Annotated in this window: 17 protein-coding genes; 6 read left to right on the top strand and 11 right to left on the bottom strand. The window is 58.6% G+C overall.

Going from position 1 to position 18,115, the window contains the following annotated elements:
* Positions 1-19: 19 nt before the first annotated feature.
* From GVO84_RS22405 to fdnG, 6 genes are all read right to left on the bottom strand, one after another.
* Complete coding sequence (locus GVO84_RS22405; RefSeq protein ID WP_080330291.1) at positions 20-532, bottom strand: toxin-activating lysine-acyltransferase; 513 nt, start codon at positions 530-532, stop codon at positions 20-22.
* Positions 533-534: 2 nt separating this feature from the next.
* Positions 535-2,220 (bottom strand): ShlB/FhaC/HecB family hemolysin secretion/activation protein, encoded by a 1,686-nt coding sequence (locus GVO84_RS22400; RefSeq protein ID WP_159515150.1) that lies wholly within the window; start codon positions 2,218-2,220, stop codon positions 535-537.
* 199 nt (positions 2,221-2,419) lie between these two features.
* Positions 2,420-3,349, bottom strand: a complete 930-nt coding sequence (fdhE, locus tag GVO84_RS22395; RefSeq protein WP_010436850.1) for a formate dehydrogenase accessory protein FdhE — start codon at positions 3,347-3,349, stop codon at positions 2,420-2,422.
* Positions 3,346-3,981, bottom strand: coding sequence for a formate dehydrogenase cytochrome b556 subunit (gene fdoI, locus GVO84_RS22390; protein WP_008501832.1), 636 nt, complete (start codon positions 3,979-3,981; stop codon positions 3,346-3,348). Before fdoI ends, fdhE begins: the two co-directional genes overlap by 4 nt.
* Positions 3,978-4,880, bottom strand: coding sequence for a formate dehydrogenase subunit beta (gene fdxH / locus GVO84_RS22385; RefSeq protein WP_010436855.1), 903 nt, complete (start codon positions 4,878-4,880; stop codon positions 3,978-3,980). The genes fdoI and fdxH overlap by 4 nt, the downstream gene beginning before the upstream one ends.
* A gap of 12 nt (positions 4,881-4,892) precedes the next feature.
* On the bottom strand, positions 4,893-7,943 hold the full coding sequence (fdnG, locus tag GVO84_RS22380; RefSeq protein WP_159515149.1) for a formate dehydrogenase-N subunit alpha: 3,051 nt from the start codon (positions 7,941-7,943) through the stop codon (positions 4,893-4,895).
* Positions 7,944-8,315: 372 nt separating this feature from the next.
* Between fdnG and fdhD the strand changes: the two genes are divergently transcribed.
* Both fdhD and GVO84_RS22370 read left to right on the top strand, forming a co-directional pair.
* Positions 8,316-9,152, top strand: a complete 837-nt coding sequence (fdhD, locus tag GVO84_RS22375; RefSeq protein ID WP_121423258.1) for a formate dehydrogenase accessory sulfurtransferase FdhD — start codon at positions 8,316-8,318, stop codon at positions 9,150-9,152.
* 114 nt (positions 9,153-9,266) lie between these two features.
* Entirely contained in the window at positions 9,267-9,479 is a 213-nt protein-coding gene (locus GVO84_RS22370) for a DUF1471 domain-containing protein (protein WP_023309747.1), read from the top strand.
* Between the two features lie 40 nt (positions 9,480-9,519).
* Here GVO84_RS22370 and GVO84_RS22365 read toward each other — a convergent pair whose 3' ends face one another.
* Positions 9,520-9,843 carry an AzlD domain-containing protein gene (locus GVO84_RS22365; protein ID WP_121423259.1) on the bottom strand — a complete coding sequence of 108 codons (324 nt, stop codon included), beginning with the start codon at positions 9,841-9,843 and terminating at the stop codon, positions 9,520-9,522.
* Entirely contained in the window at positions 9,843-10,502 is a 660-nt protein-coding gene (locus GVO84_RS22360) for an AzlC family ABC transporter permease (protein ID WP_032662709.1), read from the bottom strand. The genes GVO84_RS22365 and GVO84_RS22360 overlap by 1 nt, the downstream gene beginning before the upstream one ends.
* 103 nt (positions 10,503-10,605) lie before the next feature.
* Here GVO84_RS22360 and GVO84_RS22355 point away from each other — a divergent pair, with 103 nt between their 5' ends.
* The 4 genes from GVO84_RS22355 to GVO84_RS22340 all read left to right on the top strand — a co-directional run bounded on the left by GVO84_RS22355 (position 10,606) and on the right by GVO84_RS22340 (position 15,717).
* Positions 10,606-11,154: a helix-turn-helix domain-containing protein gene (locus GVO84_RS22355; RefSeq protein WP_121423261.1), complete on the top strand. Its 549-nt coding sequence runs from the start codon at positions 10,606-10,608 to the stop codon at positions 11,152-11,154.
* Positions 11,155-11,171: 17 nt separating this feature from the next.
* Positions 11,172-12,167, top strand: a complete 996-nt coding sequence (locus GVO84_RS22350; RefSeq protein WP_121423262.1) for a LacI family DNA-binding transcriptional regulator — start codon at positions 11,172-11,174, stop codon at positions 12,165-12,167.
* 104 nt (positions 12,168-12,271) lie between these two features.
* Positions 12,272-14,395, top strand: coding sequence for an alpha-galactosidase (locus GVO84_RS22345; protein ID WP_159515148.1), 2,124 nt, complete (start codon positions 12,272-12,274; stop codon positions 14,393-14,395).
* Positions 14,396-14,439: 44 nt separating this feature from the next.
* Positions 14,440-15,717 carry an MFS transporter gene (locus GVO84_RS22340; RefSeq protein ID WP_121423264.1) on the top strand — a complete coding sequence of 426 codons (1,278 nt, stop codon included), beginning with the start codon at positions 14,440-14,442 and terminating at the stop codon, positions 15,715-15,717.
* Here the strand turns inward: GVO84_RS22340 and rhaM are convergent.
* From rhaM to rhaD, 3 genes are read right to left on the bottom strand one after another with little or no spacing between them, the layout of a single operon-like run.
* Entirely contained in the window at positions 15,705-16,019 is a 315-nt protein-coding gene (gene rhaM / locus GVO84_RS22335) for an L-rhamnose mutarotase (protein ID WP_159515147.1), read from the bottom strand. The two genes, GVO84_RS22340 and rhaM, sit on opposite strands and share 13 nt — an antisense overlap.
* Positions 16,016-17,164, bottom strand: coding sequence for a lactaldehyde reductase (gene fucO, locus GVO84_RS22330; protein WP_159515146.1), 1,149 nt, complete (start codon positions 17,162-17,164; stop codon positions 16,016-16,018). Before fucO ends, rhaM begins: the two co-directional genes overlap by 4 nt.
* Positions 17,165-17,205: 41 nt before the next feature.
* Positions 17,206-18,036 carry a rhamnulose-1-phosphate aldolase gene (gene rhaD / locus GVO84_RS22325; protein WP_159515684.1) on the bottom strand — a complete coding sequence of 277 codons (831 nt, stop codon included), beginning with the start codon at positions 18,034-18,036 and terminating at the stop codon, positions 17,206-17,208.
* Positions 18,037-18,115 lie beyond the last annotated feature (79 nt).

The raw sequence follows: 18,115 nt of genomic DNA, 5'->3' as shown, positions 1-18,115 counted from the left end.
GTGAAAATCCTTTTATGTGTTATCCGTGCAGCGGGTGCGTCTTTTTCCAGTTCAGCAACGCGTCGCGCGTGACCCGTTTGCCGTAAAACGTTTTGATGCGGCGTCCTTTTTCTTCACCGCGATGCCAGAGAGAACGGGCCATGTGATGCGGGAAAATCTCTTCGCGTAACAGGCGGAACATGTCTCGCGCGTGGCCAAAGGGGGCGATAAAGTCGCGAAACCACAGGCGATCGCCGTTGCACCAGTCTTCCTCTGGCAGGGTAATGGCGGCCTCGTTGAGGTAGCGGCGTTCAGCCTCTTCGCTCATCCACGCCCAGCTCAAAAAAAAGACCGGGCGACCTTCTTTTTCCACCAGGACGTACTGCTGGCGCTTGATGACGGGCAGAAGAACCGCGGGTAGGACGTGCAGCGGAGCATCCCGATGGTTGAATGAGTGCATCCATAACCAGACCGATGCACCCAGCGCTTCCGCTTCGTTAAGGGTTTCGCCCAGCATAAGCGGACAGTGGACCTTGAATTCGCCATACCGCATCGTCAGAGATCCATGTTCAGGTTGAAGCCGAAAGTGGCCGGGCTGGTTTTGAACCCCTCGGGGCGAGAAAACGGAACGCCCGCAAACAGGTCGAAGCCGACTTTCCAGAGCGTGCCGCGTAGCCCGGCTGCGCCGCCGGCCAGATGATTTCCCGTCAGGTATTCCGTTCCGCTGCCCGCCACTTCTCCGTAGTCGGCTGCCAGATAAAACTCGGTGCCCGGGAGAGGGGTCTGTAAGGAGAGATCGTTGCGTACCAGCCAGCCACGATCGGCGTTCAGGGTGCGTTCGCCATCAAACCCGCGCACGGTCCAGCGCCCGCCAATGGAGAATTGATCCTGCGAAGTAAGCGGGGTGGTGCTGGTCTGACGCTGCCAGGCTATGTCGTAGCGCAAACGCTGGTCGATCAGCTCAAACGGCAGGCTCAGGCGGGCATCCGTGCGAAGAATGCGGCTCAGCGCCGTGGCTTCATCGAATACTTCTTCTGGTGCAGGCTGTGCGCCAAACCAGCGAGTACCGCGCTGATAGCTGATTCCTGCATCCAGCGTTGCCGGGCCAATATAGTGACGGTGCGAAAGCCCCGCTTTCCAGGAGGAAACGTGGCGACGCTGCACCTCGATTTCAGTGTCGCTGATGTAATTTCGCGTTGTCCGGCTCTCGACGTCCCACGTGAATGAGGTTTTTTGCGCGCTGTTGCGGTGCAGTACCCGGCTGAGCTGGGCAACCACGCTTTGGCTCTTTCCGCTGTAGCGGTAATCACCGCTCAACCCGGCGACCGTCTGGTGATAGTGGTAGTCGCTTCCGGTCAGGGAAAACCCCCACCAGCCAACCGGAACGGACCAGTGGGCGCTGAGGTTTTGGTTGCCTTTCTCCGGTCCGGTTTGCAGGTCATGGTTAATGGAAAACCAGAAGAGATCGCTCAATGCCAGCGGGTTATCCAGTGAGAGGGTCATTCCACCCTGATAGCGTCCGGTTGATGATGAGCCGGAGTCGTCAAGCGACAGGCCAAGCCGCCAGAATTTGCGCTGCTGGCGGGAAATGACAATATCGCTCTCGCCGGGTTGTGCGGCAGGAACAATCTCCATTTCCACCTGCACGGTGGGTAAACGCTGAAGGTTCTCAAGCCCTTGTTCAATGTCCCGCAAATCGAGCAGATTGCCGTCATGCGCCGGGAAGGCGCCATATAGCCAAATCCAGGGGCTGCTCTCACCGGTTAAGGTGACGTGACGAATTTTTCCCGGTATCACAGCCAGCTTTAAATGGCCGCTTTTTATATCCTGAGCAGGGGCCAGCACGCGGGCGGTCGTCCAGCCATGGGAAATCAGCCGGTCCTGGAGCGTGCTCATCAGGTAATTAATCCCTTTCGCGCCAAGGCATTTTCCAACCGCCCGATCCGCAAGGCGTTGCAGCGGCAGCCAGTGTGGCAATGCTTCTTGTCCCGAGAGCGTGACGTCGTGAATAACAAAGCAGGGCGTTTCGGCAGGAAAGGCCGTGATGATGGTTTTTTCGGCGGGGGGCTGCAGGCGAATATCCGGCACCTGCGGCGTCAACTGGGCTTCCAGTGCCTGCTGACGCTGCTGCTGAAGAATAAACTGCTCATCTGCCGGTGCGGCGACAGCCGTCGCTGAAAGGCTGAGAATAGCGCAGATGAAAAAGACGGCGCTTTCCGGCGTTAATCGTTGAAATTCCATTTCAACATTTTCCCTTACAAAAAGTAATGTTTTATTGCGAGGGATAGTGACGAAGTAAGAGAGAGTTTTCTACGCGTAGCGGCTAAATATAATCTGAAATGTCGTGCTGTGGCAGGGGCTGGAGACGTGTGGGCGCGGATAAAAAAAGCGGGTATTACAGGCCGGGCAAGCTCGCGCCGCCCGGCACTGTCAGAGGAAATTACTCCCCTTCACCCGGGAACAGGAACGGGTTGATCGAGCTGCGGGCAAAGCCCTCCTGCTCCATCTTCGCGTCCAGAATCAGCGAGGCGAGATCGTCGGCCACCGCTTCGACTTTCGGGTCTTTTTCCTGATACAGAATCTTCAGGTAGGTCCCGCAGTCGCCGCAGCTTTCCGCTTTCACCGCCGCTTCTTCATTTTCCAGCGACCAGTAGTTCAGATCGCGGGTCTGCTCGCAGTTGCTGCACTTGATGCGCACCACGTGCCACTCGGTTTCACACAGGTTGCAGTGCAGGTAGCGCAGCCCCTGAGTGGTGCCGATTTGCACCATGCTCGATACCGGCATGGAGCCGCAGACCGGGCAGAACTGGCGCGCCTCGCCGTATTCGGCGCGGGCTTTGCCCGGGATCAGGCTGGCCATTTGCGCCCAGTAGAGCGACAGTGCAGCCCAGATGAACGGTGCTTTATCGCTGCTGACCAGAGAGAAGTCAGAGGCAAACAGCGCGCTCGCCATCTCTTCCAGCTCCAGGTCAGAGGCTTTTTCCAGATTCTCAATGACCGCCAGCGCGGTGCCGCTCATCTCCGGCTTCAGCTCGGCAATCAGCGAATGCAGCAGCTTTTGCCAGTGCTTGTCGCGCGGCAGGACGTGAATGTCCAGCGGCGGCTTGCCCTGCGCGTTGGCTTCTTTGATGCGCGCGGTCAGATCCATTTGCAGCGGGTGGTCGTACAGCACCACTTCCTGCGCGTGGGCAACCAGCGCGGCAAAGCGCAGAAAATCGCCCAGCGGGTTGTTCTCTGCCAGCTCGCGCAGACGCTCTGCGCGGCGGTTGTAGAGGTTCTTGAGTCTGGGGAATAACAACGGCGGAATATAATCCGCCGTGCGTTTCTCGCTCGACCCCAGCTCATCTTGCGGGATTATGCGAATACTCATTCAGATGACTTTTCCTGTTTCTGGCGGACCTCTCGGTACCAGCGCGGGTGATGTTTCTTCGCCCACGTACTGGTTACCCATCCTTCCACCATCGCGGTAATGGTGCCTTTCACCCAGAGGGCGGCGTAGATATGCACCATGATAACCACAATTAACGCCACTGCGGCAAATGAATGCAGCATCAGCGCGAATCGGATCACCGGGATTGAGAAAGCAGGCGCAAAGTACGGACGCCAGATGATCACGCCGCTTACCAGCAACAGGACCAGGAAGATAATCGCCGCCCAGAATACGCATTTCTGGCCGAAGTTATAACGCCCGGTATCACCCACTTCCTCGTTGACGACGATCTTACGAATATTCTTCGCCCAAAAGATATCATCCCGATTGATTAGGTTATGGTGCCAGTAGCGGAAAAACATGATGATAAACGACGCGAACATGATGACGCCCACAAACGGGTGCAGAATACGCGCCAGCTGTGGTGTCCCCATGATCTGCATCAGCCAGTTGAAGGACGGGAAGAAGAACCCCAGCCCGCTTATCGCCGCCAGCATGAAGCAGAAGGCGGTGACCCAGTGGTTGATGCGTTCCGGCGCGGTGTAGCGCACGATGGTGTCACGTTTTCTCATTTGCGCACCTCGTCTTTCTCTTCATGCAGGTTGTCGTCTTCCTCTTCCGCGCGGTTCGGACCAACGCCGACGTAGTGGAAGATGCTCGCTGCGAAGGTGGCAGCAAAACCGACCGCTGCCAGCGGTTTCCAGATGCCTTTCCAGAACTTCACGGTGGCGCTGATTTCCGGGTTCTCCGGCAGGCCGTGATACAGGTTCGGCTTGTCGGCGTGGTGCAGCACGTACATCACGTGCGTACCGCCAACTCCGGCCGGATCGTACAGGCCCGCGTTGTCGTAACCACGGGTTTTCAGCTCGCCCACGCGCTCTGCCGCCAGCGTTTTCATATCCTCTTTGGAGCCAAAGTGGATAGCGCCGGTTGGGCAGGTCTTCACGCACGCTGGCTCCTGGCCGACGGTGACGCGGTCAACGCACAGCGTGCATTTGTAGACGCGGTTGTCTTCCGGGTTCAGGCGCGGTACGTCGAACGGACAGCCCGCGATGCAGTAGCCACAGCCGATGCACTGTTCGGACTGGAAGTCGACGATGCCGTTGGCATACTGAATGATAGCCCCTTCTGACGGACATGCCTTCAGGCAGCCCGGATCCGCACAGTGCATACAGCCGTCTTTGCGGATAAGCCATTCCAGTTTGTCGTTCTGCTCCACTTCCGAGAAACGCATCACCGTCCAGGACTTGGCGGTCAGGTCCGCCGGGTTGTCATACACCCCGACGTTGTGACCCACTTCGTCACGCAGATCGTTCCACTCCGAGCACGCCACCTGACAGGCTTTACAGCCGATACAGGTGGTCACGTCGATAAGCTTCGCCACTTCCTGCTGGTGGTCCCGCGCCTGAGGCGCGGGCGTGAAACTGTTTGTCGCGGAACGACGGATAATGTCTTGAGATTGATAAGCCATAAGTCGTCTCCGTTACACCTTTTCCACGTTCACGAGGAAGGCCTTAAACTCCGGCGTCTGCGTGTTCGCATCGCCGACGAAAGGCGTCAGGGTGTTCGCAATGAACCCTTTCTTCGCCACACCCTCATAGCCCCAGTGGATCGGGATACCGATGGTGTCCACCTCCTGACCGTGAACGTTCAGCGTGCGGATACGCTTGGTCACCACCGCCTTGGCTTTAATATAGCCGCGGTTAGAGGAGACCTTCACGGTATCGCCATGGGCGATGCCGAGCTTGCCCGCCAGCTTCTCGCCGATCTCCACAAACTGTTCCGGCTGCGCGATGGCGTTAAGCAGCGCGTGCTTGGTCCAGTAGTGGAAGTGCTCGGTCAGACGGTAGGTGGTGCCCACGTACGGGAACTTGTCCTTTTTACCCAGCGCTTCAAAATCGCCCTTAAAGATACGGGCTGCCGGGTTAGAGACCACGTTCGGGTGCAGCGGGTTGGTGCCCAGCGGCGTCTCAAACGGCTCGTAGTGTTCCGGGAACGGACCTTCCGCCATCTTATCGATAGCAAACAGGCGTCCCATCCCTTCAGGCTGCATGATAAACGGCCCAACGTCGCTGCCCGGTGCGGCAGTGCTGTAGTCCGGAATATCCACGCCGCCCCATTTCGCGCCGTCCCACTTCAGAAGCTGACGCTTCGGATCCCACGGGTTGCCCTGCGGGTCAGCGGATGCGCGGTTATAGAGGATGCGGCGGTTGAGCGGCCATGCCCATGCCCAGCCCAGCGTATTGCCGAGGCCCGACGGGTCGGCGTTATCGCGGTTGGCCATCTGGTTGCCCTTCGGCGTCCAGCTACCGGCAAAGATCCAGCAGCCGCTGGAGGTCGTGCCGTCATCGCGCAGGTGTGCGAAGGTGCTGAGCTGATCGCCTTTCTTCGCCAGCACGGTACCGGTGGCCGGGTCGATAACGTCCGCCAGCGCCTTACCGTTGCTCTCCATCGCCACTTCTTCCGGCGCAGGGTTTTCCGGCGTCGAGTAGTTCCAGGTCATGTTCAGCACCGGTTCCGGGTTCGCGCCGCCTTCTTCCGCATACATCTTACGCAGGCGTAAGAAGATGCCGGCCAGGATCTCGCCGTCGTTCATGGCGATGCCCGGTGCGTCCGCGCCTTTCCAGTGCCACTGCAGCCAGCGTCCGGAGTTGACGATAGAACCGTTCTCTTCCGCGAAGCAGGTAGACGGCAGACGGAACACTTCGGTCTGAATCTTCGATGGATCGACGTCGTTCGATTCACCGTGGTTCTGCCAGAAGGTCGAGGTCTCGGTATTGAGCGGGTCAATCGTCACCAGGAACTTCAGCTTCGACAGCGACTCAACAACCTTGTTCTTGTTCGGGAACGAGGCAACCGGGTTAAAGCCCTGGCACAGATAGCCGTTCACTTTGCCCTGGTGCATCATCTCGAAATACTGCAGAACGTCGTAGCCTTTGTCCCACTTCGGCAGCCAGTCAAAGCCCCAGCTGTTTTCCGCCGTCGCTTTGTCGCCGAAGAAGGCTTTCATCATCGAGACGAAGAACTTCGGATAGTTGCCCCAGTAGTTTACCTGGCCTTCGAGCAGCGGTTTAGGCGTGCTGGCCGTCAGGTAGGTTTGCAGATCGGTCTGTTTCTCGCTTGGCAGGTTCATGTAACCCGGCAGGCTTTGAGACAGCAGGCCGAGGTCGGTCAGACCCTGAATGTTGGAGTGACCGCGCAGGGCGTTCACGCCGCCGCCTGCCATCCCCATGTTGCCGAGCAGGAGCTGAACCATCGCCATGGTACGGATGTTCTGCGCGCCGATGGAGTGCTGCGTCCAGCCGAGGGCGTACAGGAACGACGCGGTTTTGTCCTTCGCGCTGGTTTCGGCGATAAGCTCGCACACCTTCAGGAAGTCCGCCTTCGGCGTACCGCAGATGTTTTCGACAACCTCCGGCGTGTAGCGGGATACGTGCTCTTTCAGCAGGTTCCACACGCAGCGCGGGTGTTGCAGGGTGGTATCGCGCTTCGCAAAGCCTTTTTCATCCAGCTCGTAGTTCCAGCTGGTTTTGTCGTATTTGCGTTTTTCGGCGTCGTAACCGCTGAACAGGCCAGCTTCGAAGTGGTAATCCTCACGCACGATCAGGCTGGCGTTGGTATAGGCTTCGGTGTATTCGCGGTTATATTTTTCGTTGGTCATCAGGTACAGCAATACGCCTGACAGGAAAGTGATGTCAGTACCTGAACGAATAGGGGTGTAGAAATCCGCCACTGACGCTGTGCGCGTAAAGCGGGGATCGATCACAATCAGTTTCGCACCGTTGTGGATTTTGGCTTCCATCGCCCAGCGGAACCCGACAGGGTGCGCTTCAGCGGCGTTACCGCCCATCACCACAATGAGGTTGGCGTTCTTGATGTCGACCCAGTGGTTGGTCATCGCACCGCGACCAAATGTTGGAGCAAGACTTGCTACCGTTGGTCCGTGTCAGACACGCGCCTGGTTGTCGACCGCGAGCATACCGAGTGCGCGCGTAAATTTCTGGGTTAAATAGCCTGTTTCGTTGCTGGAAGCAGAGGCACACAGCATCCCGGTGGAGAGCCAGCGGTTGACCGTAACGCCGTCGGCGTTCTTCTCAACAAAGTTGGCATCGCGGTCTTCTTTAATATGTTTTGCGATGCGGTCGAACGCCTCTTCCCAGCTGATTTGCTGCCATTTGTCGGAGCCTGGCGCGCGATATTCCGGGAATTTGAGGCGGCTTTCGGAGTGGATAAAGTCCACCAGACCGGCCCCTTTCGGGCACAATGCGCCGCGGTTGACCGGATGATCCGGGTCGCCTTCGATATGGAAAATAGACGCTTTGGCGTTTTTAGCACCGTCGCCGAGGCTATACATCAACAGCCCGCAACCGACAGAGCAGTACGTACAGGTATTACGGGTTTCACGGGTGCGCAGCAGTTTATACTGCCGCGTTTCCGCCAGCGCTACGCCGGGCGCAAAGCCCAGTGCCGCTGCCGTGGTGCCTGCCATACCGCCAGCGCAGATCTTAAAGAACTGCCTTCTGCTGACCTGCATGGGTCACTCCTTGTTTCGACATTGCTTACATATGTAGTTTTGACTTCGCGGCTGAAGATTGACCGCAAAGGAAAAAAATTTGCGTTAATCCCTCAATTCCACGAGGGATATCATCAGAATACCACAATGTCGGTACAGCTGTTCTAATGGCGTTAATACAAAGTGAACGTATTATCACCATGTTGATTATAAAGTGTGATATCGATCACATTAACAGCTCCGCTTGTTAAAGGGGTGTAGCGGGTGTCGGGTTGCACCCCTTCTAAATGAGTAGGAGAATGATTGTTGAAAAGTTGATCCATACTATGCGTAACGCCTGTGGATTATGCTGCAATAGCAGGCTCACCTCCGTGGTTGTTCAGGAATTCCGCTGTGTCTAAACAAAACCGTGCTCCCCACTCGTCACCACTGCCTGCGGGCATTGTGGAACTGTCGGTACACAGACCGCCCCACATCACCCATGCCACGCCGGATTTTCTGGCGGAAGAGGTGCCCGTTGCGCTCGTTTACAACGGTATCTCCCACGTGGTGATGATGGCTTCGCCGAAGGATCTTGAGCTGTTCGCCATCGGTTTTTCCCTCTCGGAAGGCATCATCGACCATCCGCAGGAGATCTACGGCATGGACGTGGTGCAGGCGTGCAACGGCCTTGAAGTGCAAATCGAACTCTCCAGCCGCCGCTTTATGGGGCTGAAAGAGCGCCGCCGTGCGCTGGCCGGCCGTACCGGCTGCGGCGTCTGTGGCGTTGAGCAGCTCAATGATATTGGCAAACCCGTTGCGCCACTGCCGTTTACTCAGTCCTTTGATCTGGCTCACCTCGACCATGCGCTCGAGCACCTGAACGATGTACAGCCCATCGGCCAGCTGAGCGGCTGCACGCACGCGGCGGCATGGGTGTTGCCGTCGGGCGATATTGCCGGCGGACATGAGGACGTTGGCCGCCACGTGGCGCTGGATAAGCTGCTCGGTCGCCGGGCGCGTGAAAGTGACGTCTGGAAGCAGGGGGCGGCACTCGTTTCCAGCCGCGCCAGCTATGAGATGGTGCAAAAATCCGCGATGTGCGGTGTGGAAATTCTGTTTGCGGTCTCAGCCGCAACGACGCTGGCGGTGGAGGTGGCGGAGCGCTGCAACCTGACGCTGGTGGGCTTCTGCAAGCCGGGAAGGGCGACCGTTTATACCCATCCACAGCGATTAATCGTTAGTCAATAATTTTGAATGATAATAGCAAATCCTTCCGCTTTTAGTTGTGGGAGATGAGGTCTAGTATTTATCTCATCAAGGCACGGTGCCTTACCTAAACAACTTAATGAAAGGGTTTATATTATGAAAAGCATCAAAACTTTTGTCGCTGTAATCGCTCTGGCTACTTCTTTCGGTTCTTTCGCTGCACAGACCGTGACCGCAACCGCGTCAACCATTGATGGCGCAGAAGCGAAAATCGCGGCTCAGGCTCAGGAAGCCGGCGCGTCATCTTACAAAATTACCCAGGCGTTCTCAGGTAACCGCGTACACATGACCGCTGAACTGACTAAATAAGCTGTCACACCGTCGAAAGAGCGCCCCCGGGGCGCTTTTTTCAGCTTATGCCCGCCACGCGCAGCAGCGCGGTTACCACCGCCGCCGCTACGATCACCACAATTAACGGCATCTTTCTCCAGGCCAGAAATACCGCAAACGCCACGCCCAGCACGCGCGCCATTCCTGCGAAATGTTCGCCTTCATAAAACGTGGTCGCCAGCGCCACGGAAAACAGCAATACCGTTGCCGCATCTGACAGCAGCGCCTGCGAACGCTCTGACAATGCCAGCCTGCTGCCCAGTTTCGCCCCGCCAAGACGCATCAGATACGTTCCAGCAGACAAAATGGCGATGCCGAGAATAAAAAACGTCATATTTCCCATTATTTTTTCCTCGCAGCGAGACCCAGTAAAGAGAGCAGCACCGGTAATCCCACCGGGGCAAACGGCACGGCGGCCAGCGACACAACGGCACCGCTGCAGGCGCGGATGAGCGTGGTACGGTTTTTAAACGCGGGAACCACCAGCGCCAGCAATATGGCCGGGAATACCGCGTCCAGGCCAATGGTTTCCGGGTCCGGCAGCAGTTTGCCGACCATGGCGCCCAGCAGGGCCCCCAGCGGCCAGACAATCGCCACGCCTAAACCACATAACCAGTACGCCGCTTTGCGCTGTTCGGCCGTTTTTTGCGAAAGGCCAAAGACCACGCTTTCGTCGTTCATGATGTGGCAGCCTAAAAGGCTCAGGCCACGCTTGCCCACCAGTTCACGCACCGTCACGCCAAACGGCACGTGCCGCGCGTTGACCAGCAACCCCGCGGCCGCGGCCGCCAGCGGATTACCGCCGCTTGCCACAATGCCGATAAACATAAACTCTGACGCGCCCGCGAGTACGGTGATGGAGAGTACAAACGGTACCCAGACCGGGAAACCGTAGGCCATCGCCAGGGAGCCGTATGACATCCCGACCACGCCGACCGCGAGGCAGACTAGGATGATTGCTTTTATGGTGTCGCCTTTCAGGCAAGAGAGATGATGCTTCATACATTTTTAGCCATATCGAACGTGTATCCATTATAATGAACGCAACAAAAGTGTTTTTCAAGATGAACGATTCGTTCGATTTATAGAACAAAAGGGCCGTTTTATGACGCAGCCAATCAGCGTAATCGCCAAAAGCCTGGTGCGAGAACGCCTGCGAACCGGACTTTCGCTAGCGGAAATTGCTCGCCGCGCCGGGATCGCCAAATCCACGCTTTCTCAGCTTGAGTCCGGCAACGGTAACCCGAGCCTGGAAACGCTGTGGTCGCTTTGCGTGGCGCTGGATATCCCCTTTGCCCGCCTGCTCGAACCACAGCAGCCTACCACTCAGGTGATCCGTCGTGGTGAAGGGACGAAGGTCGTTGCCGGACAGGCCAACTACGAGGCGATACTGCTGGCGGCATGCCCACCGGGCGCGCGACGCGACGTATACCTCCTGCTTACCCAGCCGGGCGCAGACCGCATTTCCCAGCCGCATCCGCCGGGTTCGGTAGAGCATATTATTGTGACGCAGGGACGGGCGCTGGTTGGTCTGCTTGACGCGGCGGAAGAGCTCGGCCCGGGAGATTACATCTGTTATCCCGCCGATCTGCCGCATATCTTTAAGGCGCTGGAGCCGGATACGCACGCGCTGCTGGTGGCGGAACAAAACTAACAGAGATACGGAAACTCATGTCGCTTAAAGCCATTGCCAAAGAACTGGGGCTGTCAGTCACCACCGTCAGCCGCGCCCTCAACGGATATGACGACGTCTCCGCCGAGACGCGCGCACGCGTGGAAGCAGAGGCCCAGCGCCGTGGTTACCGACCGAACACCTTCGCCCGCCGCCTGAAGATGGGCAAAATTGACGCCGTCGGGCTGGTGTTTCCCGTACATCCTGTTCCGCTCAACAACAGCGTATTTATGGACATGGTCGGCGAAATTAGCCACGAACTGGCGCGACATGAGATCGACCTGTTGCTCATCGCCGACGACGATCTGGCGGATAAGCACAGCTATATGCGCATGGTGCAAAGCCGCCGCGTCGACGCGCTGATCGTGGCGCACACGCTGGATCACGATCCCCGTCTTGAGCAGCTGCAGGCCGCCGGTTTTCCTTTCCTGGCGCTCGGGCGCAGCCACCTTCCGCAGCCGTACGCGTGGTTTGACTTCGACAACTACGCCGGTACGCATCAGGCTACCCGCTGGCTGATCGAGAAAGGCCATCAGCGTATCGCGCTACTTGGCGAAAGCAACAATCAGGCGTTTATCACCCAGCGCCGTCAGGGCTATCTGGACGCCCTGCGGGAAGCCGGGCTTTCCAGCGAATGGCTGCGCGCCATGCCGCCTTCGCGCCGCGTCGGGTATGCCACCACCAAAGAACTCCTTGCTCTACCGCAGCCGCCCACGGCCATCATCACCGACTGCAATACCCACGGCGACGGCGCGGCGATGGCGCTGGCGCAGCTGGGGCGCTTATCCGGCGACAACGCCGTCGCGCTGGTGGTCTATGACGGACTGCCGCAGGACAGCATCGTCGATATCGACGTGGCGTCGGTGATCCAGTCCACTCGCCAGGGCGTCGGGAAACAGATTGCCGATATGGTGCGCCAGCTGATTAACGGCGACGATATTGAACAGCTTCAGGTGCTCTGGCAGCCAGAATTCTCTCCGGGCCAGACGGCCTAAACCCACTAAAATTCCAAACCCGATCACAGATCCGAAACGTTTTGGTTTGTATCCGAAACGTTTCGGATCAACACTCAGATCATCCCGATGACAGGAGATGTCTGATGCAAGATTCCGTTTTACGACTTGAAACCACGACGGTAGACGTGGTGATTAAAACCCATCCGTTCGCCGAAATTCTCTACTGGGGGCCGCACCTTCAACACTTTTCGCCGCAGGATGCGCTGAGCATTGCGCGCCCTGTTGCCAACGGCAGGCTGGACGTTGACTCCCCGGTCACGCTGATGGCCGAGCTGGGACACGGCCTGTTTGGCTCGCCGGGCATTGAGGGACATCGCCAGGGGCTGGACGGTTCCCCGGTGTTCAAAACCACGCAGGTGCAGCAGGACGTAAACACCCTGACGATAACCGCCGAAGATGAGCATGCGGGACTGCGCCTGACCAGCGAGCTGGCGCTGGATGCCAGCGGCGTGCTGGTGGTTCGTCACGGTTTAACTAACCTGAAAGCGATCCCCTGGCAGGTGGACCGTTTCGCCGTCACGCTGCCGGTGGCCGAGCGCGCGCAGGAGGTGATGGCCTTCCACGGACGCTGGATCAGAGAATTTCAGCCGCACCGCGTAAAGCTTGAACACGACAGCTTTGTGATTGAAAACCGTCGGGGTAAAACCTCCCACGAGCACTTCCCGGCGCTGGTTGCCGGTACGCCGTCGTTCAGCGAAATGCAGGGCGACGTCTGGGGCGTGCATCTGGGCTGGAGCGGTAATCACCGCCTGCGCGCGGAAGCGAAAACCGACGGTCGTCGCTACCTACAGGCTGAAGCGCTCTACCTGCCGGGTGAAATGACGGTTGAGAAGGGCGATACGCTCTGGACGCCGCGCCTGTATGCCAGCTACTCCACGCAGGGCCTGAACGGCATGAGCCAGCCGTTCCACCGCTACCTGCGCGACAACGTCATCCGCTTCCCGGAAAACAAACCGCGCCCGGTGCACCTCAATACCTGGGAAGGGATCTACTTCAACCACGATCCGGACTACATCATGCGCATGGCCGACGAGGCGGCCGCGCTGGGCGTGGAGCGCTTCATCATCGATGACGGCTGGTTCAAAGGCCGTAATGACGACCATGCCGCGCTGGGCGACTGGTATCTGGACGAGAAGAAATACCCGAACGGCCTGACGCCGGTGATCGACCACGTCAAACGGCTCGGCATGGAGTTTGGCATCTGGGTTGAGCCGGAGATGATCAACCCCGATTCCGATCTGTACCGTGCGCACCCTGACTGGGTGCTGGCGCTGCCGGGCTATCCCCAGGCGACCGGACGACACCAGCTGGTGCTCAATCTCAACATCCCGGAGGCCTTTGATTACCTGGTGGAACGCATGAGCTGGCTGCTGGGCGAGCATGCGGTCGACTATGTGAAGTGGGACATGAACCGCGAGCTGGTGCAGCCGGGACACAACGGTAAAGCCGCCGCCGACGCCCAGACGCGCAAGTTTTACCGCCTGCTGGAAGTGCTGGGCGAGCGCTTCCCGCACATTGAGTTTGAATCCTGCTCTTCCGGCGGCGGGCGTATTGATTATGAGGTACTGACCCGCAGCCACCGCTTCTGGGCGTCCGACAACAACGACGCGCTGGAGCGCAGCACCATCCAGCGCGGCATGAGCTACTTCTTCCCGCCGGAGGTGATGGGCGCGCATATCGGTCATCATAAATGTCACGCCACCTTCCGCCAGCACAGCATCCAGTTCCGTGGTCTGACGGCGCTGTTCGGCCATATGGGGCTGGAACTGGATCCGCTCACCGTGGACGCACAGGAGCGCGAAGGCTATCGCCATTACGCCACGCTGCACAAGCAGTGGCGGGAGGTCATTCACCACGGTACCCAGTGGCGTATTGATATGCCGGATGCCACCACGCTGGCGCAGGGGATTGTGAGCGAAGATAAGGCGCAGGGGCTGTTTATGGTCAGCCAGCTTGCGATGCCGGATTACACCCTGATGATGCCGCTGCGTATGGCGGGGCTGGAGGCCAGCGCGCGGTACTGCGTCACGCTGCTCGATCACCCGAATATTCAGATTACGGGCAAGGGAGGGCACACCATGCGTAAGCTGCCAGAGTGGATGGAAACGCCGCAAACGGTGAGCGGCGAGTGGCTGATGCAGGCGGGCATTGCGCTGCCGATTCTGGATCCGGAAACCGCCATTCTGATTGGCGTCGAACGCGTGTAAGGGTGACGGGCCGGGGAACCGGCCCTCCGTTGAGGATAAAAATAATGAACACAACAACCTGTACCCACAAAGACAACCCTAACTTCTGGATCTTCGGGCTGTTCTTCTTTCTCTACTTCTTCATCATGGCCACCTGCTTTCCGTTCCTGCCGATTTGGCTGTCGGACATCATCGGCCTGAATAAAACCCATACCGGGATTGTCTTCTCCTGCATCTCGCTGTCGGCCATCGCGTTCCAGCCGCTGCTGGGCGTCATTTCGGACAAGCTGGGGCTAAAAAAACACCTGCTGTGGATCATCGCGGTGCTGCTGTTTCTGTTCGCACCGTTCTTCCTGTACGTCTTCGCGCCGTTGCTGAAAGCCAATATCTGGCTGGGCGCGCTGAGCGGCGGGCTGTATATCGGTTTTGTCTTCTCGGCGGGATCGGGGGCCATTGAGGCCTACATCGAGCGCGTGAGCCGCAACAGCTTCTTTGAATACGGCAAGGCGCGGATGTTTGGCTGTCTCGGCTGGGGCTTGTGCGCCTCAACGGGCGGCATCCTGTTCGGCATCGATCCGTCGTATGTTTTCTGGATGGGATCGGGAGCGGCATTGCTGCTGATGCTCCTGCTGGTGGTCGCGAAGCCGAAGCCCAACCAGACGGCGCAGGTGATGGATGCCCTGGGCGCGAACCAGCCGCAAATCACCGCAAAAACCGTGTTCAACCTGTTCCGCCAGCGCAGAATGTGGATGTTCATTCTGTATGTGATTGGCGTGGCCTGCGTGTATGACGTTTTCGATCAGCAGTTTGCCACCTTCTTCAAAACCTTCTTCGCCACGCCGCAGGAAGGCACCCGCGCCTTTGGTTTCGCAACGACTGCGGGGGAGATTTGTAACGCTATCATCATGTTCTGCTCGCCGTGGATCATTAACCGCATCGGCGCGAAGAACACGCTGCTGATCGCCGGGGTGATTATGGCAACGCGCATTATCGGCTCATCGTTCGCCACCACCGCCGTGGAGGTGATTGCCCTCAAGATGCTGCACGCGCTGGAAGTCCCGTTCCTGCTGGTAGGCGCCTTCAAGTACATCACCGGGGTGTTTGATACCCGGCTGTCGGCCACCATTTACCTGATTGGCTTCCAGTTCGCCAAACAGTCGGCGGCGATTATTCTCTCCGCTTTTGCCGGGAATATGTATGACCGGATCGGCTTCCAGGAGACGTATCTGATGCTGGGCTGTTTCGTGCTGGCGATTACGGTGGTGTCGGCGTTTACGCTGAGCAGCAGGCGGGAGATTGCCGCCGCCGCGGGGGCAGCGGCGTTAACACATCAGTCCAGGTAAAAGACCTCTTTAAGCTCCGCACTCACCGGGCTGTTATCCGGGTTCGACGGCATGACGTCGCCCATATGTTTCCACCAGCGCTGGCAGACGTCGGTGTTCGCTACCGCGCTCCAGCGCTCCTCCGATTCAATCTCTACGGTCGCAAACAGCAGGTTGCGGGCTTTATCGAGATAAATGGCGTAGTGGTGTGCGCCATGGTCTTTCAACACCGATTCAAGTTCGGGCCAAATCGGGTTGTGGCGACGCGCGTACTCCTCGTGCGCGTCCGGGTTCACCTGCATCACAAACGCTTTGCGGATCATAATGCCTCCAGATAGAGCTCGCGAACTTCCTCACGGCTGGCGGTGCGCGGGTTACACGGCGCGCACGGGTCGGCGAGGGCCTTATCCAACCAGCCTTCAATATCGGCTTTGGTGACGCCGAGCTGGCTGAAGCCCGCAGGGATACCGACGCGAGCGCTCAGGTCGCGAATCGCCTGAATGGCGGACATGCTGGCGGCTTCATCGCTCATGCCGCGTGTATCGACGCCCATCGCCTGCGCCACGCGGGCAAAACGCGCGATTGCATTCGGGCGGTTAAAGTTTTCGATGACCGGCAGCAGAATGGCGTTGCACACGCCGTGCGGCAGGTTGTGCGTCGCGCCCGGCTGGTGCGCCAGGGCGTGTACCAGACCCAGACCGGCGCTGTTAAACGCCATGCCCGCCAGATACTGACCAAACGCCATCTGCTCGCGCGCTTCAAGGTTATGGCCGTTGTCGACCGCTTCCGGCAGCCACAGGTTGATCAGGCGAATCGCTTCCAGCGCGTTGGCGTCGGTCAGCGGATGCGCGCCAACGGACACGTAGGCTTCAATGGCGTGGGTCAAGGCATCCATACCGGTCGCGGCGGTCACGGAGGCGGGAATATCCAGCATGACGCTGGCATCGTCCACGGCGATGTCCGGGATGATGTTCGGGTCAATGATCACTTCTTTCACCTGTCGCGCGGAGTTGATGATCACCGCATTGCTGGTCATCTCCGCCGCCGTGCCTGCGGTGGTGTTGATCGCCACCAGCGGCACGCCCGCGTTTTTCACCTTGCCGACGCCGGAATAATCGGTTGACGGGCCTGGGTTGGCGGTGAGGATTTTAATCGCCTTGGCGGTATCAATCGGGCTGCCGCCGCCGAAGGCAATCACGTAATCACACTCCGCGTCCCGGTAAGCCGAAAATCCTTTTTGCACCAGCGCTTCCGTCGGGTTCGGGAACACCTCATCGAACAGGTGATACGACATCTGATGGGCGTCCAGCGCGGTAAACAGGCTGTCGAGCAGGCCCAGCTTTACCAGCTGGCCGTCGGTAACAATCAGCGCTTTTCCCCACGGCTTGTTCGCTACCAGGTTGACCATATCGCCGATTGCGCCCGCGCCGTGAAGGCTGATTTTTGGAAGTGCCAACATAAAGCTCATGATAATTTTCCTTAACGATCAACGTTTTTCCTGCGAAGGCGTTATGCGTATAAATCCAGCGCGGACTGCAACGGGCTCACGCCAAAGCGTTTGCCCAGTGCGATCAGTTCTTCCCTGGTGATGGTTTGCTTCATGCCGCCCATGGCGTACACCTTCACCAGCACTTCCGCTGATTTCTCGGCGGTGTCGATCAGGCCAAAGGTTTCATCCAGCGTTGGGCCGCTGCCGAAGACGCCGTGGAACGGCCACAGCACCAGAGAGTGTTTTTGCATATCGACGGCGGTGGCCTGGCCGATTTCGTCGGTACCCGGCACCATCCATGGCAGAATGCCCACGCCGTCCGGGAATACCACCAGACACTCGGTACTGCCTTCCCATAGCTTGCGGGTGATGAAATCAGCGCTGTTTTCCAGCACGTAGGTCAGGGCGATCAGGTTGGTGGCGTGGCAGTGCATGATCACGCGATCTTTGCCGTGAGTCGCCTTGATGCGCTCGCAGTGGGAGAGGAAGTGCGCCGGCAGTTCGGAGGTGGGCACCGCCTCGTCGGTCAGGCCCCACAGAATGTGGTAGCCCGCGCCGTCGCTGTCCACTTTCACCACGCCGAGGTTGGCCTGCGGGTCGAGCTGGACGTTGCGGAAGAACTTGCCGGAGCCGGTGACGATAAACGGCGTGTTGGCGAGCAGCGGCATCGGCTGGCTCAGCGCGATATAGCGCGGCTTCTGGTGGAAATCAGCCGCGAACGGTTCGATATCCGCGTCGTCCAGGCGCAGCGTCAGGTTGCCGCCGTTGCGCTCGTCCCAGCCCTTCAGCCAGGCGTCGGAGGTGGCTTTGATCATGCCCTGGACGAACCAGGAAGTGGTGATGGTCTGCATAGTTTTCATTTCCAGTTATCGCGGTGAGAGTTCCCCCTCACCCTAACCCTCTCCCCAAAGGGGCGAGGGGATGGTTTGC

The organism is Enterobacter sp. SM3 (genome assembly GCF_009811935.2).
Lineage (GTDB): Bacteria > Pseudomonadota > Gammaproteobacteria > Enterobacterales > Enterobacteriaceae > Enterobacter > Enterobacter asburiae_D.
The sequence above is the reverse complement of the archived record's forward strand: the minus strand, read 5'-3'. Positions and strand labels throughout refer to the sequence as shown.

Bases quoted from the DNA above. Each gene is read 5' to 3' on its own strand.
- GVO84_RS22405 (WP_080330291.1), bottom strand. From the start codon at position 532: ATGCGGTATGGCGAATTCAAGGTCCACTGTCCGCTTATGCTGGGCGAA.
- GVO84_RS22400 (WP_159515150.1), bottom strand. From the start codon at position 2,220: ATGGAATTTCAACGATTAACGCCGGAAAGCGCCGTCTTTTTCATCTGC.
- fdhE (WP_010436850.1), bottom strand. From the start codon at position 3,349: ATGAGTATTCGCATAATCCCGCAAGATGAGCTGGGGTCGAGCGAGAAA.
- fdoI (WP_008501832.1), bottom strand. From the start codon at position 3,981: ATGAGAAAACGTGACACCATCGTGCGCTACACCGCGCCGGAACGCATC.
- fdxH (WP_010436855.1), bottom strand. From the start codon at position 4,880: ATGGCTTATCAATCTCAAGACATTATCCGTCGTTCCGCGACAAACAGT.
- GVO84_RS22370 (WP_023309747.1), top strand. From the start codon at position 9,267: ATGAAAAGCATCAAAACTTTTGTCGCTGTAATCGCTCTGGCTACTTCT.
- GVO84_RS22365 (WP_121423259.1), bottom strand. From the start codon at position 9,843: ATGGGAAATATGACGTTTTTTATTCTCGGCATCGCCATTTTGTCTGCT.
- GVO84_RS22360 (WP_032662709.1), bottom strand. From the start codon at position 10,502: ATGAAGCATCATCTCTCTTGCCTGAAAGGCGACACCATAAAAGCAATC.
- GVO84_RS22355 (WP_121423261.1), top strand. From the start codon at position 10,606: ATGACGCAGCCAATCAGCGTAATCGCCAAAAGCCTGGTGCGAGAACGC.
- GVO84_RS22350 (WP_121423262.1), top strand. From the start codon at position 11,172: ATGTCGCTTAAAGCCATTGCCAAAGAACTGGGGCTGTCAGTCACCACC.
- GVO84_RS22345 (WP_159515148.1), top strand. From the start codon at position 12,272: ATGCAAGATTCCGTTTTACGACTTGAAACCACGACGGTAGACGTGGTG.
- GVO84_RS22340 (WP_121423264.1), top strand. From the start codon at position 14,440: ATGAACACAACAACCTGTACCCACAAAGACAACCCTAACTTCTGGATC.
- rhaM (WP_159515147.1), bottom strand. From the start codon at position 16,019: ATGATCCGCAAAGCGTTTGTGATGCAGGTGAACCCGGACGCGCACGAG.
- fucO (WP_159515146.1), bottom strand. From the start codon at position 17,164: ATGAGCTTTATGTTGGCACTTCCAAAAATCAGCCTTCACGGCGCGGGC.
- rhaD (WP_159515684.1), bottom strand. From the start codon at position 18,036: ATGCAGACCATCACCACTTCCTGGTTCGTCCAGGGCATGATCAAAGCC.